At 69.4% G+C, this 13,328-nt stretch carries 16 protein-coding genes; 3 read left to right on the top strand and 13 right to left on the bottom strand.

Annotated elements, in window-relative coordinates:
• Positions 1-94: 94 nt before the first annotated feature.
• Positions 95-2,374: a phosphoenolpyruvate--protein phosphotransferase gene (ptsP, locus tag RSD66_RS02120; RefSeq protein ID WP_415288815.1), complete on the bottom strand. Its 2,280-nt coding sequence runs from the start codon at positions 2,372-2,374 to the stop codon at positions 95-97.
• A gap of 62 nt (positions 2,375-2,436) precedes the next feature.
• Positions 2,437-3,726, bottom strand: coding sequence for an aspartate kinase (locus RSD66_RS02115; protein ID WP_024355173.1), 1,290 nt, complete (start codon positions 3,724-3,726; stop codon positions 2,437-2,439).
• Between the two features lie 45 nt (positions 3,727-3,771).
• Between RSD66_RS02115 and ubiG the strand changes: the two genes are divergently transcribed.
• Together ubiG and RSD66_RS02105 are read left to right on the top strand one after the other, a co-directional pair.
• Positions 3,772-4,602: a bifunctional 2-polyprenyl-6-hydroxyphenol methylase/3-demethylubiquinol 3-O-methyltransferase UbiG gene (gene ubiG, locus RSD66_RS02110; RefSeq protein WP_415288814.1), complete on the top strand. Its 831-nt coding sequence runs from the start codon at positions 3,772-3,774 to the stop codon at positions 4,600-4,602.
• Positions 4,599-5,144 (top strand): AAA family ATPase, encoded by a 546-nt coding sequence (locus RSD66_RS02105; RefSeq protein WP_415288813.1) that lies wholly within the window; start codon positions 4,599-4,601, stop codon positions 5,142-5,144. Before ubiG ends, RSD66_RS02105 begins: the two co-directional genes overlap by 4 nt.
• Here the strand turns inward: RSD66_RS02105 and RSD66_RS02100 are convergent.
• The 7 genes from RSD66_RS02100 to RSD66_RS02070 are packed head-to-tail and all read right to left on the bottom strand — an operon-like array spanning position 5,131 to position 9,334.
• Positions 5,131-5,664, bottom strand: a complete 534-nt coding sequence (locus tag RSD66_RS02100; protein ID WP_415288812.1) for a GNAT family N-acetyltransferase — start codon at positions 5,662-5,664, stop codon at positions 5,131-5,133. The two genes, RSD66_RS02105 and RSD66_RS02100, sit on opposite strands and share 14 nt — an antisense overlap.
• Positions 5,619-6,089: a DUF6265 family protein gene (locus RSD66_RS02095; protein WP_119412529.1), complete on the bottom strand. Its 471-nt coding sequence runs from the start codon at positions 6,087-6,089 to the stop codon at positions 5,619-5,621. Before RSD66_RS02095 ends, RSD66_RS02100 begins: the two co-directional genes overlap by 46 nt.
• Before the next feature lie 42 nt (positions 6,090-6,131).
• Positions 6,132-6,941 carry an AraC family transcriptional regulator gene (locus RSD66_RS02090; protein ID WP_415288811.1) on the bottom strand — a complete coding sequence of 270 codons (810 nt, stop codon included), beginning with the start codon at positions 6,939-6,941 and terminating at the stop codon, positions 6,132-6,134.
• A 6-nt stretch (positions 6,942-6,947) separates the two neighbouring features.
• Positions 6,948-7,397, bottom strand: coding sequence for a DUF1178 family protein (locus tag RSD66_RS02085; protein WP_415288810.1), 450 nt, complete (start codon positions 7,395-7,397; stop codon positions 6,948-6,950).
• Positions 7,394-8,233, bottom strand: a complete 840-nt coding sequence (locus tag RSD66_RS02080; RefSeq protein ID WP_415288809.1) for a carbon-nitrogen hydrolase family protein — start codon at positions 8,231-8,233, stop codon at positions 7,394-7,396. Before RSD66_RS02080 ends, RSD66_RS02085 begins: the two co-directional genes overlap by 4 nt.
• The gene (grxC, locus tag RSD66_RS02075) at positions 8,234-8,491 is read right to left on the bottom strand and encodes a glutaredoxin 3 (RefSeq protein ID WP_024355181.1); all 258 of its coding nucleotides are present in this window, start codon (positions 8,489-8,491) and stop codon (positions 8,234-8,236) included.
• Between the two features lie 36 nt (positions 8,492-8,527).
• Positions 8,528-9,334: a ComF family protein gene (locus RSD66_RS02070; protein WP_415288808.1), complete on the bottom strand. Its 807-nt coding sequence runs from the start codon at positions 9,332-9,334 to the stop codon at positions 8,528-8,530.
• Between RSD66_RS02070 and RSD66_RS02065 the strand changes: the two genes are divergently transcribed.
• The gene (locus RSD66_RS02065) at positions 9,333-10,229 is read left to right on the top strand and encodes a methyltransferase domain-containing protein (protein WP_415288807.1); all 897 of its coding nucleotides are present in this window, start codon (positions 9,333-9,335) and stop codon (positions 10,227-10,229) included. The genes RSD66_RS02070 and RSD66_RS02065 overlap by 2 nt on opposite strands.
• Before the next feature lie 3 nt (positions 10,230-10,232).
• Here the strand turns inward: RSD66_RS02065 and RSD66_RS02060 are convergent, their stop codons facing one another.
• Genes RSD66_RS02060 through RSD66_RS02045 form a run of 4 tightly spaced genes read right to left on the bottom strand, consistent with a single transcriptional unit; the run spans position 10,233 to position 13,166 of the window.
• Positions 10,233-10,409 (bottom strand): Flp family type IVb pilin, encoded by a 177-nt coding sequence (locus RSD66_RS02060; protein WP_024355184.1) that lies wholly within the window; start codon positions 10,407-10,409, stop codon positions 10,233-10,235.
• 26 nt (positions 10,410-10,435) lie between these two features.
• Positions 10,436-10,852, bottom strand: coding sequence for a (deoxy)nucleoside triphosphate pyrophosphohydrolase (locus RSD66_RS02055; protein WP_003168254.1), 417 nt, complete (start codon positions 10,850-10,852; stop codon positions 10,436-10,438).
• On the bottom strand, positions 10,849-12,237 hold the full coding sequence (argJ, locus tag RSD66_RS02050) for a bifunctional glutamate N-acetyltransferase/amino-acid acetyltransferase ArgJ (protein ID WP_415288806.1): 1,389 nt from the start codon (positions 12,235-12,237) through the stop codon (positions 10,849-10,851). The genes RSD66_RS02055 and argJ overlap by 4 nt, the downstream gene beginning before the upstream one ends.
• Positions 12,234-13,166 (bottom strand): peptidyl-prolyl cis-trans isomerase, encoded by a 933-nt coding sequence (locus tag RSD66_RS02045; protein WP_415288805.1) that lies wholly within the window; start codon positions 13,164-13,166, stop codon positions 12,234-12,236. The genes argJ and RSD66_RS02045 overlap by 4 nt, the downstream gene beginning before the upstream one ends.
• Positions 13,167-13,328: the final 162 nt, after the last annotated feature.

Here is a 13,328-nt window from a genome sequence, read left to right as displayed (position 1 = left end):
TCGGGGTTCCGTCACGCCAGGCGCCCGTGCGCCCGTCATCCCCGCTTAGACGAGGCGAGGAGCGCGGGCAACGCGGGAAAGCGGCGCAGCTTTCCTAGACTTCCACGTTCAGCTTGCGCGCCAGCGCCTCGATCTCGCCGCGCACTGATCCGGCTGAAGAGCCGAGCAGGATGTTCATCCCGCGTCGCGCCGCGTTGAGATCCGCCGACAGGATCATGCGCTTGACCGGCCCCACCCCGCCCGCCGGGGCGGACAGGCGGTTGTAGCCCAGGGTGATCAGGGCGAAGGCCTCCAGCGGGCGTCCCGCCAGCTCGCCGCAGACGGAGACCGGCGTGGCGCTGTCGGCGCATTTCTGTTGAATCTCGGCCAGGGCGCGCAGGAAGGGCGGCGACAGGGCGTCATAGCGTTCGGACACCCGCGGGTTCGTCCGATCGGCGGCGAACATATACTGCATCAGGTCATTGGTGCCGATCGAGACGAAGTCGGTCAGCGGCAGCAGGGCGTCCAGGTGCCACAGCAGGCTGGGGCATTCGATCATGGCCCCGACGCGCAGCAGGGACGGCAGCGGGCGGCCGCGACGCCGCGCCCAGTCGCATTCGATGTCGACCAGTTCGCGCGCGGCCCTGAACTCGTCCACCGTGGCGATCATCGGGAACATGACGCGCAGTTCGCGCCCGGCGGCGGCGGTCAGCAGGGCGCGCAGCTGCATCCTCAGCAGAGCCGGACGATCCAGCCCCAGACGGATGGCGCGCCGCCCCAGCGCCGGGTTCTCCTCGCGCTCATTGTCCAGATAGGGCAGCACCTTGTCGCCGCCGATATCGAGGGTGCGGAAGGTGACCGGCCGGTCGCCCGCTGCATCCAGCACCAGCTTGTAGAGCGCCGTCTGCGAGTCCAGGCGCGGCAGTTCGTCCGAGACCATGAACTGGAACTCAGTGCGGAACAGTCCGATGCCCTCGGCGCCCGTCGCGTCCAGATTCTCCAGATCCACCGCCAGACCGGCGTTGGTCAGCAGCATGATGCGCTTGCCGTCCTTGGTCACCGCGGGGGTGTCGCGCAGCTGATCGAACTCGGCGCGTTGCTGGGCGCGCACGGCCATCCGGCTCTCGACCGCCGCCAGCATGTCCGGACGGGGGCGCAGGTAAGCCTCGCCCGTCTCGCCGTCGACGATGACCTGATCGCCCTCGGTCAGGCGGTCGCGCAGGCCCTGCAGGCGGCCGACGCAGGGAATTTGCAGGGCGCGGGCGACGATGGCCGCGTGAGCGGCGGCCGAGCCTTCTTCCAGCAGCAGACCGCGCAGCTTGTCGCGCGGGTATTCCAGCAGGTCCGCCGGCCCCAAATTCCTGGCCACCAGAATGGCGTCGTCGGGCAGGTCGCGCTGGCCCGGATGGTCGCCCGCCATCAGCCGCAGCAGGCGGTTGGCCAGGTCCTCGAAGTCGTGCAGCCGCTCGCGGATATAGGGATCGCGGGCGTTGGCGAAGCGGGCGCGGTGTTCGTTGCGGACGCGGTCGACGGCGGCCTCCGCGGTCAGGCCAGAACGCACCGCCTCTTCCAGCGACCGGTTCCAGCCCCGGTCGTCGGCGAACATCCGATAGGTCTCCAGCACCTCATAGGGGGTTCCGCCCAGCTTGCCCTGACTGCCTTCCAGCAGGGCGTCGATGCTGGTGCGCAAACCGTCCAGCGCCGCCTTGAGCCGGACTTCCTCGGCGACCGGATCGTCGGCCAGAAGCTGTTCGGGCGCGATCGGCGCCTCGTGCAGCACGGCCCGGCCGAACGACAGGCCTTCGGCGAACTTCTGTCCCCGCAGCCGTTCGGGCCGATGGGGCGCCACCTCGACGTCGCGGAGCTCCTCCAGCGCCAGCAATTCGCCCGAGGCCACCGTCTCGGCCAGGACCATGGCGATGGTCTGGATGTCCTCGATCTCTTCCTCGTCATAGCGACGGGCGACGCGGTTCTGGACGACCAGGACGCCGATGGCCCGGCCGCCGCGCAGCAGGGGCGCGCCGAGGAAGGCGTGATAGGGGTCTTCGCCCGTCTCCGGCCGATAGGAGAAGCTGGGGTGCGACTGGGCGTCCGACAGGCTCAGCGGTTCGGCCGTGCGGGCCACCTCGCCGACCAGACCCTCGCCGGGACGCAGACGGGTATTGTGGACGGCCTCGGGGTTCAGCCCCTCGGTGGCGAACAGTTCCAGCTCGCCCGAGGCGCGCCGCAGATAGATAGAGCAGACCTCGGCCACCATAGAGCGGGCGATGATCCGCACCACCATGTTCAGCCGGTTCTGGGCGGGCGCGCCGCCCCCCGGCCCGGCCAGGGCCTCGCGGATCTGGCGCAACAGGAGCCGTGGCCCCCTCGCCGTCACTGCTGCGCCCTTGACCATAGTCTCTCCCGCCTAGCCGCCCTCTGGCTTCAGTTCCCAGATAGGACGGCCCTTCCGTTATCCTAGTCTTCCGCGTCCAGTCCGTAGGCGGCGTGCAGCGCCCGGACCGCCAGCTCTGCATAGTCCGAATCGATGAGAACGCTGATCTTGATTTCCGAGGTCGAGATAGCCTGGAACTTCACGCCCTTGTCGGCCAGGGCGCGGAACATGGTCTGTGCCACGCCTGCGTGGCTTCGCATGCCGACGCCGATAACTGAGACCTTGGCCACGTCGTCATCGACGCGCAGCTCCTCAAAGCCGATATCGGCCTTGGCCGCCATCATCAGGTCGGCGGCGCGGCGCGCGTCGCGACGGCCGGTCGTGAAGGTCAGGTTGACCGCGCCTTCGGTGCGGGCCTGGCTCTGCACGATCATGTCGACATTAACCTCGGCCTCGGCCAGGCGGGTGAAGACGTCGGCCGGGGCGTCCGTCCGGTCCGACAGGCCCAACAGCGTGATCCGGGCTTCGTCCCGGCTCATGGTCACGCCGGAAACGATGCGCTTTTCCACGATCTCATCCTCGTCGCAAATCAGGGTGCCGGCGTGTTGCGGCAGGTTTCCGTTTTCATCCGGTTCAATGAAGCTGGACAGGACGCGCACCGGCACGCGCTTGTGCATGGCCAGCTCGACCGAGCGGGTCTGCAGCACCTTGGCGCCCAAAGACGCCATCTCCAGCATTTCTTCGTAGGACACCTTCTCCAGACGCCGCGCGCGGCTCTGGATGCGCGGATCGGTCGTATAGACGCCGTCCACGTCGGTGTAGATGTCGCACGGCGCGCCGAGCGCCGCCGCCACCGCTACGGCCGACGTGTCCGAGCCGCCCCGGCCCAGGGTGGTGATGCGCCCGTCGCGGGTCACCCCCTGAAAACCCGGCACGATGGCGATCTCGCCCGCGTCGATGGCGGAGCCCAGCACATCGCCCGGCACGTCCTCGATGCGCGCGCGGCCGTGGGCGTCGTCGGTCAGGATCGGAATCTGCCAGCCCATCCAGCTGCGCGCCTTGAAGCCCATGTTGCGCAGGGTCAGGGCCAGAAGGCCCGAGGTCACCTGCTCGCCCGAGGCGACCACCACGTCATATTCGTCGTCAGACAGGGCCCCGTCGCCGTACAGGCCCGGCGCCGCCGCGCCCACGCCGTCGGTCCAGGCGACCAGCTCATTGGTCTTGCCCGCCATGGCCGAAACGACCACAGCCACGCCCTTGCCCCTGGAGGCCTCGGCGGCGACGATGCGCGCCGCGCGACGGATGCGTTCAAGGTCGGCCATGGACGTGCCGCCGAACTTCATCACCAACCGGTTCGTGTCGGCCCGCGTCATTCCTGCGCCTGATCCCCCTGCTTGCATGGCGGGCGAAGGCGGTCCATGCCTGAGCCCATGCCCGCTTCTAACGACAGCCTCGATCCGCGCAAACCCCAAAGCGAAGAGGGTTTTTCACCCTTTGCTACCGATCGTGCCGAAGGGCCGAGCATTGATCCTGCCGATGTTGCGCGCTTTTCGGCCCAGGCGGCGGAGTGGTGGGACCCCAAAGGCCCCTTCGCGCCCCTGCATCGCTTCAATCCGGCGCGGCTGAAATTCGTGCGCGACCGGGTCGCCGAGCATTTCGACCGCGACGTAAAGGCGCGCGCGCCGTTCGACGGCCTCAGCCTGATCGACATCGGCTGCGGCGGCGGCCTGATCGCCGAGCCGATGCGGCGCATGGGCTTTGAGGTCACGGCCATCGACGCCTCGTCCGAGAACATCGGCACCGCCCGCGCCCACGCCGAACAGGTCGGCTTGGACATCGCCTATCGCGCCGCCACGGTGGAGCAGATGGTCGAAGCGGGCGCCGGGCCGTTCGACGTGGTGCTGACCATGGAAGTCATCGAGCACGTCGCCGATCCAGAGGCCTTCATTCGCGCCTGCTCGAAACTCATCAAGCCGGGCGGCATGATGATCGTCGCCACCCTGAACCGCACGCTGAAGGGGCTGCTGCTGGGCAAGGTCGCGGCGGAATATGTGCTGCGCTGGGTCCCGGCGGGCACCCACGACTGGCGCCAGTTCCTCAAGCCCGATGAACTGCGCGCCATGCTGGACGGCGAACCCCTGACCGTCACCGGTCCCTATGGTCTGGCCTATGATCCGCTGAATGATCGCTGGAGCGAGGGCGACGACGTGGGCATCAACTACATGATGATGGCGACCCGCGACGCATGATCGGCCCGCGCCGCATCGTCCTGACCGGCGGTCCCGGCTCGGGCAAGACAACCTTGCTGGAGGCGCTGGCGGCGTCGGGCCATGCGACTATGCCAGAGGCCGGGCGCGCCATCATCCGCCGCCAGCAGGCCATCGACGGCGAGGCCCTGCCGTGGAAGGATCAGGCCCTGTTCGCCGAGCTGATGCTGGACCGGGAGCTTGAGGCCCACGCCCGCGTAGGGGGCGCAGACGGGCCCGTCTTCTTCGATCGCGGCGTGCCGGACGTGGTCGGCTATCTGACCCTGTGCGGCCGGCCGATGCCGGCCCATATGGAGCGGGCCGCGCAAGACATCCGCTATGACCGGCGTGTCTTCATCGCCCCGGTCTGGCCCGAGATCTTCGGCCAGGACGCCGAGCGCAAACAGGATCTGGACGAAGCCCGCCGCACCTTCGACGCCATGGCCGAGACCTATCCGCGCTTCGGCTATCAACTGATTGAGCTGCCCAGAGCGCCCGTCGCAGAGCGCCTGGCCTTCGTGCTGAAGTCGCTTACAGCGGCCTGACCATATAGCGGGCGTCGTCGCCGTAGCTGGCCAGCTTCTCGGCCATGCCTGGCGGGTTCTGGATCTTGAAGCCGTTGCGCGCCCAGAAGCTTGATGCGTCGTTGACCGCGACCAGCGCCACCGACGGCCAGCCCGCCGCTCTAGCCTGTTCGGCCAGACGTTCGACCACGGGCCGGGTGTGGCCGCCGCCGCGCGTGTCGGGGTGCAGGGCCAGATCGTGCAGATAAACCACCTCGGCCTCGGCGGGGATGGCGTCGATCAGCACGTTCAGCGCCGGGGCGGCGTTCAGCACCCACGGATAGGCCACCAGATAGCCCATGATCGATCCGTCATCGGCGGCGAGCACGAAGCAGCCCTCGGGGTACAACTGCAGACGGTTGGCGAAGCAGGCGCGGTCTTCCGGATGGTCGGGGAAGGACAGCTGGGCCACCGCGACCACGCCGTCGAGGTCGTCCGGCGTCATGGCCCGCCAGGTCAGAGGGGACAGCGGGCGTTCAGCTCCGCCCTGTTGAATCGCCATTGCACGCTCCGGTTCTCGTCGTCGTCCGCCCCTTCGATCCGGGCGGTCAATATCTCCCCCAAAGGGCCGTCGGGGCGTTCATAGATGATGCGGTGCGGAAAGTCGTTGTCCGGATTGGCGAAAACCGCCCGCTGCGGGCCGCTGTCGATCAGGCGGAAGGCTGTTGCGGGCGCGCCATCGGGCTGGGCGAAATAGGCCAGACCGCCGTCCTTCATGGGGGCGATACGCGCGCTCTCGAAGCCGCTGCGGCCATTGCGCACAGTCACCGAGTGGCCGACGATCAGCCCCGCGCGCGGGTCGCTCCAGGTCTCGGACGCCTCGCGCCCGCCGGAGCAGTCCAGCCAATAGCCCGCCAGCCACGACAGGTCGGGCGCAGGCGCGGCGGTCTGCAACAGGGCGGCGGCCAGCAGGCTGGAAACGGACATGGGTTCTTCCCTCCACAAGGACGGAGGAAGGTTACGCCGCCCTCACGGCGCAGGCTTGTAGGAATGCGACGCCAGCCGTCGCGCCAACTCTGCCTGTTCGCGCGCCCAGGCAGTGGCGGTGCAGCCCAGGAAGCGACGGAAGTCGCGCGCCATCTGCGGCTGGTCGAAATAGCCTGCGGCCAGACCCGCCTCCAGCCAGGACGCGGCGTCGGCCTCCTCGCCCATCGCATGATCGAAGATGCGGCGGAAACGGAAGACCGAGCGCAGGGTGCGCGGCGCCACGCCGACGCGATCGCGGAACCGGCGTTGCAGGGCGCGGCGCTCGGCGGGACTCAAAGGCGGCCCCTCAAGATCGCTCTCGGCGGCGGCGACCTGGGCGCGAACGGCAGGGTCAATGCGCCAATCGCTCGCTCCGCGCTGATTCTCCAGCCAGGCGCCCAGGGCGGCGGCCTGCCCCGCCGGATCGCCCGGCGGCGCCGTGAAACCGTCCAGCCGGGCCACGAGGTCCAGCCGTTGGTCGGTCGCCTCGATCAGGGGGCGGCCGAGAAACTCCCGCGCGCCGTCCGGCTCGAACTTGGCGGCGACGATCTCGACCGGCCCCACCGGACGAATGGCCATGGGCCGGGTCATCTGACCGGCGAAGATCACCGACGGCTGAAGGCGGAAAACGCCGTCGGCGTCCTGTTCCTCATAGGGGGCGGCCAGATCGACCACCAGCTCGGGACAGCCGTCCGGCGCGATACGCTGCACCCCGCCGCTGGGGCGCGGCGCGGCGTAGGTCCACAGCAGACGCACGAAAGGCCTCAAGGCGTCGGGCGGGGCGAATTCCTTGTAACGCTCCCCCTCCCCCATCTGCGGTCAGTTCGCCTTCTTGGGGTCGGGCGGCAGGCTGGGCAGCGGGGCGCAGGGCACGCCGTCGTCCTTCAGCTTCTTCACCTCGGCGGGGGTGGCCTCGCCGTAGATTTCGCGCTTTTCAGAGCGGCCTTCGTGGATGTCGCGGGCCTCGCGGGCGAAGGCGTCGCCGACGTAGTCGAAGTTCTGCTCGACATGGGCGCGCACCTCGCGGGCGGCCTGCATCATCATCGACTGCATCTGCTTCAGAGCTTCAGGTTTCAGGGCGTCGGGCGACGGCGCGGTCTTCTTCGTGCCGGAGACGGCCGGGGCCATGATTTGTTTTCTGACGGCCGTCGAGCCGCAAAAGGGGCATTCGACCAGGCCGCGCGCCGCCTGATCGTCGTAGTCGGACGAGGAGCCGAACCAGGCCTCGAAGCCGTGGTCTTGGTCACAGGAGAGGGCGTAACGGATCATAGGGGCAGGTCGAAGTCGCGGTCGTGGCGCAGGGCGGGCACGCTGGCGCGCGCCTTCTCCACGGCCTGAAGGTCCAGCCGGGCGTGCAGGACGCCCGGTTCATCGTGGTCGAGGCGGGCGATGACCTCGCCCCACGGGCCGACGACCAAGGAGCGGCCCCAGGTCTGGCGGCCGTCCTCATGCGTCCCGCCCTGGGCTGGCGCCAGCACGAAGGCGCCTGTCTCGATGGCGCGCGCGCGCAGCAAGGTCTCCCAGTGCGCCTCGCCGGTCGGGCGGGTGAAGGCGGCGGGAACAGCGATCAGGCTCGCGCCCGCCTTGGCCAGGGCGCGGTGCAGGTGCGGGAACCGCAGATCGTAGCAGATGGTCAGGCCCAGACCGCCCCAAGGGGTATCGGCGACCACCGCCGCCTCGCCCGGCCTGATCGAGGCGCTTTCGCGATAGGTCTCGCCGCCCGGCAGGTCGACGTCGAAGACATGCAGCTTGTCATAGCGCGCCGTGATCGCCCCGCCGGGGTCGATCAGCAGTGACCGGTTGGCGGCGCGCGGGTCGCCTTCCACGCCAGAGCGCACAATGGCCGAGCCGACCAGCAGCCAGACGCCGAGTTCTGCGGCCAGAGCCTGAAGCCCCAGGACGGCGGGATCGGCGCCCTCGTCCGACAGGGCGGCGTCGCGCAAAGCCCGGCGCTGTTCGAGGAAATTGGTCCCCTCGGGCGTCAGGATCAGTTGCGCGTCCCCGGCCGCCGCCTGACGGATCAGGGGCTCGACATGCGCCAGCCCCGCGGCCGCCGTCGCCGGCGTCCGCGTCTGGATCAGCGCCATGTCGAGCGTGTCGGTCATTTAAGCCGCCAGCAGGGCGTCCAGCTCGCCCTTGCGGTCCAGGGCGTGGATGTCGTCCGAGCCGCCGACGTGTTTTCCGTCGATGAAGATCTGCGGGAAGGTGGCGGCGCCGCCCGAGCGCTCGACCATCTCGGCCTTCTTCTCCGGGTCGTTGGAGGCGACGATGTTGGTATAGGCCGCGCCCTTGCGGTCCAGCAGGGCCATGGCGCGGATGCAGTAGGGGCAGCCGGGTTTGGTGTAGAGAACGACTTCGGCCAAGGGGGAGCTCCTGAAGGCTGAGGGGAAGACTTCCCTTCACTTAAGCGGTTCGCGCGCGTTTTTCACCCTCGCGATGACGGCCAGGTCCACGGCGCGCGCTCCCGCCTCCAGCAAGACCCGCGCGCAGGCCTCGGCCGTGGCGCCCGTGGTCAGCACGTCGTCGATCAGAAGCAGGCGCCGCCCCTTGATGCGTCGCCGCCCGGCCTCGGTCACGGCGAAGGCCGCCTTGACGTTCAGCTGCCGTCCGCGCGCGGACTTGCCGCCCTGGCTGGCGGTCGGCAGGGGGCGGATTAGGGCGTCAGGCAGATAGTCGAGCCGCGCCGCGCGGGCCAGCGGCCGGGCGATCTCGGCGGCCTGATTGAAGCGGCGCGACAACAGGCGGGCGCGGTGCAGGGGCACGGGGACCACGGCGTCCGCCGTCTCGATCAGGGGCGCCGCCGCGCGGCTGATCCAGCGAGCGAACAGGGGGGCGAACTGCTGCTGGTCGCCGTGCTTGAACTTCAGGATGATCCCGCGCGAAGCCTCGTCATAGACGCAGGCCGCCCGCGCCCGGTTAAAGGCGTAGGGGCTGACCGCGCAGGCCGCGCACCGGTCCGCCGCGAAGTCGCCGCCGTCATATTCGAACGCCGCGCCGCAGCCGTCGCAGACCGGCGCCTCCAGAAAACCCACCCGGCTCCAGGCGTCGGGCGACAGGCCCGCCGACGCCGCCGCCTCGCGGCTGTCGTGAGCGAGCGGCGGCAGCAAAATATCCAGCAGACCCCGACCCGCATCGCGCGCGCCGGATGCTAAAGGCCTCCCGACGCCTTTCAATCGACCTCGCCAGCCCCCATCCTGAACCGACATGAGCGCCCCCTCTCCCTCCTCCGGTCCCCCGATCATCTTCGACGCCGCCCGCCGCGCCGCGCGTCTGAGCCGCGCCGAGCGACGCTTCCCCGACGCCGATTTCCTGCATCTGCGCGCCGCCGACAATGCGGTGAACAGCCTCGAAGTGATCCTGCGCGAGTTTCAAACGCCCGTCGACCTGTCACCCCACCCCGGCGTCTTCGCCCGCGCCCTGGCCGACAGCCCGGCGCGCGAACGGGTGGCTGAGGTCCGCGCTGTCGGCTCGACGGCCGAACGCGCCGCGCCCGGCGCGGGGCCGCTGGGGCTGGAGGACGGATCAACCGATCTGATCATCAATCTTCTGGGCCTGCACTGGGCCAACGACCTGCCCGGCGCGCTGAGCCAGATCCGCCGTGCGCTGAAGCCGGACGGTCTGTTCGTCGCCAGCCTGTTCGGGGCGGCGACGCTGAAGGAGTTGCGCGGCGTGCTGACCGAGGCGGAGCTGGAGGTCAACGGCGGCGCCCAGGCGCGCGTCTCGCCCTTCGCCGACGGCTTCGACGGGGCGGCCCTGCTGCAACGGGCCGGGTTCGCCCTGCCGGTGACGGACGTGGACCGGGTGACCGTGCGCTATGGCGACCCCTTCGCCCTGATGCGCGACCTGCGGGCGATGGGCGAGACCAATGTGCTGGCCGGGCCCATTCGACCGCTGAGCCGCGCCGTGCTGGCTCGCGCGGCCCAGCTCTACACCGAGCGCCACGCCGAGGCGGACGGACGCATCCCCGCCACCTTCGAAATGGTTCACCTGGCCGGGTGGGCGCCGCACGAGAGCCAACAGAAGCCCGCCAGGCGCGGCTCGGCAAAGACGCGTCTGGCCGATGCGTTGGGCGTCAGGGAGCAAACCGGCGAGGAAGGCTGACCGTCAGCTTCCGGCGGCGAGCACGAACTGGCTGACCTTGCCGTAAATCACTTCCATCCGCCCGGAGAAGGCGCCGAGCGCGGCCAGAACCACCATGCCGATCAGGCCGCAGATCAGGCCGTATTCGACAGCGGTGGCGCCGCCTTCGTCGCGGAGCAGCCGGTGGATGAAACCCTTCACGCCCGGCCTCCCCTGTCGTCGGCCCGTCAGAGCAGATCGCGCAACCAGGCAATCAGCGGTTCATCGGCCGGAGGCATGGGATAGGCCGACAGCTTGTCCGGCTTCACCCAGGCCAGGCCCGCATGCTCGCGCGCCTCGACCACGCCGGACCAGCGCCGGCACAGATACAGTGGCATCAACAGGTGAAACGATTCGTAAGCGTGACTGGTAAACACGAAGGGGGCCAGGCAGGCCTCCTTCACGTCGATGCCCAGTTCTTCCTTCAGCTCGCGGATCAGGGCCGTCTCGGGCCGTTCGCCCGGCTCGACCTTGCCGCCGGGGAATTCCCACAGACCCGCCAACTGCTTGCCCTCGGGGCGTTTGGCGATCAGCACCCGGCCGTCTGGATCAATCAGGGCGACGGCGACGACGAGGACGGTGGGAACGGCGGGCGTCTCGCTCACGAGCGGTAGTCTCCGTTGATCTCGATGTAGCGTTTGGTCAGGTCGCAGGTCCAGACGGTGGCCGAGGCGCGGCCCGAGGCGACGTTGACGGTGATGTCGATCTCGTCGTTCTTCATATAGGCGCTCATGACCGCCTCGTCGTAGTCAGGCGACGGGGCGCCGTCGACGGCGGCGACGTGGGGACCGAAGCGGATGGCCAGACGGTCGCGGTCGACCGCCTCCTCCGTCTTGCCCACAGCCATGACGATGCGGCCCCAGTTGGCGTCCTCGCCCGCGATGGCGGTCTTGACCAGCGGGCTGTCGGCGATCGACTTGGCCAGTTTGCGCGCCGAGGCGGGCGAAGCGGCGCCCTCGACCGTCACCTTGACGAACTTGGTCGCGCCCTCGCCGTCCTTGACCAGCTGGTGAGCCAGATCGAGCATGACTGCGTCCAGCGCGGCCGAGAATTCCTTCAGGCGGCGGTCGCCGACGCGGCCGATGCGCGGCGCGCCGGACGCGCCCGTGGCGAACAGCAGGGCCGTGTCATTGGTGGAGGTGTCGCCGTCTACCGTCACGCTGTTGAAGGTGGTGCGGACGTGCAGGTTCAACAGCGCCTTCAGCACCGGCGGGGCGATGTCGGCGTCGGTGACGATGAAGGCCAGCATGGTCGCCATGTCCGGCGCGATCATGCCCGAGCCCTTGGCGATACCGGCGATGCGGACCTTGACGCCCTCGATCTCACATTCCGCGTAGGAGCCCTTGGGGAAGGTGTCCGTGGTCATGATGCCCAGACCGGCCCTGGCCCAGTTGTCGGCTTTAAGACCGGCCTGAACCTCAGGCAGGCGAGCGGTGATCTTCTTGTCGTCCAGCACCACGCCGATGACGCCGGTCGAGGCCAGCATGACGTCCCGCTGGCGGCAACCGAAGCGTTTGGCGAACTCCGACGCCGTGCGACGCGCCGCATCGGCGCCCGCCTTGCCGGTGAAGGCGTTGGCGCAGCCGGCGTTGACGATCAGCGCCCGAACCTCTTCGCCGCCCTTGTCGGCGTCCAGCTGGCGCTTGCACCAGTCGACCGGAGCCGAGCCGACCTTGTGCCGGGTGAAGACGCCCGCGCACGACGCGCCTGCGGGAAAGTGAAAGACCACCAGATCGTCGCGCTCATGCTTGTAGAAGCCCGCGCGCGCGGTCGCGATCTCGACCCCGCCGATCGGCGCAATGGTCGGAAAGGGCACGGCCAGCGGCGAGATCATCAGGCCCGGCTTGCCCGGCGCCGAGGCCTTGGCCGGCGTCGAGCCGGCCGACTGGGCCGCACGCTTCAGGGCCGAGGCCAACGGGTCCAGCGCCTTTTCGATGGCGGTTTCGATCTTCTTGCCGGTCGAGGCGGACTTGGACGGCGGCTGGCTCATGGGGCGTTTCCGGCGGGGGGAGGAACGGTGACTTTATCGACGGGCGCAGCGACGGCGACGGCGGGCGGCGGCGCCTTCGCGTCATTCAGGCTGATTTCGACCTCGGCCTTGCCGCGAAGTTGCTCCAGCAACTGGCGCACGCCTTCATAGGTCAGATATCGGACAATCTGCGGCCGGGCCTGCTCCAGCGTCGGCGGCGTCTCGACGCGTCGGTCCTCGACCTTGAGCACGGCCCAGCCGGTCTCGGTCTGGATCGGGCCGACCACCTGACCCGGCGTCTTGCCCTGCAGGGCCGTCGCATAGGCCCCCGGCAGAACGTCCAGCGTCGAATAGCCCAGATCGCCGCCGGAATAGCGTGTGGCGTCGTCGATGGAGCGTTGAGCGGCCACGGCCTCGAACGCCGCCCCCTGCCCCAGCACGCCCAGAACGGCGTCGGCCTGCTCCTTGGTCGGCGCCAGGATCAGCCGCACGCGGACTTCTTCGGTGGCGCGCGCCAGACGCTGCTGCTCGGCGTAGAGGCGTTCGACCGCCTGTTCCGAAACAGCGCCGGAGACCACCTTTTCCACCAGCATGTCGCCCAGAATGCGTTCGCGCACGGCCTGCAGGCGACGCTGGGCGGCCGGGCTGGAATCCAGTCCGCGACGCTCGGCCTCGGCGGCCAGAAGCTTCTGATCCACCACCTCGTCCATCACCCGGCGGAACAGTTCGGAGGAGACATCGAGAGGATCGTCCTCGCCGATCAGCCCTTGCGCCACCGCCTCGCGCCGTACGTCCGAGGCCCAGACGGCGCGGTCGTTGACCTTGGCCACCACCCGGTCGTTCTTTTCCGGCGCAGCCTCGTCGCCGCCGCGCCCGCAGGCGGCCACGCCCATCGCCAGCCCGATGGCGGCGATCAGAAACAGGCTTGTGAGGGGACGCCGCGCTCGCATCGGACGCTCCGGGCAAGGGTCTGGGGACAGGTCGCAGGGGCGACCGTTCGCGCCTGCGCGGCGCCGCCTTAAAAAGGCCCTCGCGTTGACAGGGGTAAGGGCGGTGCTTAAGTCCCGCCTGCGCCCAAGTCGAGGGATTTTCGATCGTATGCGCGGCCCTTC

It is taken from the genome of Brevundimonas sp. S1H14, assembly GCF_047716865.1.
In the GTDB taxonomy this organism is placed as follows: domain Bacteria; phylum Pseudomonadota; class Alphaproteobacteria; order Caulobacterales; family Caulobacteraceae; genus Brevundimonas; species Brevundimonas naejangsanensis.
Note: the sequence above shows the minus strand (reverse complement) of the source record. Positions and strands in the feature narration are given on the sequence as shown.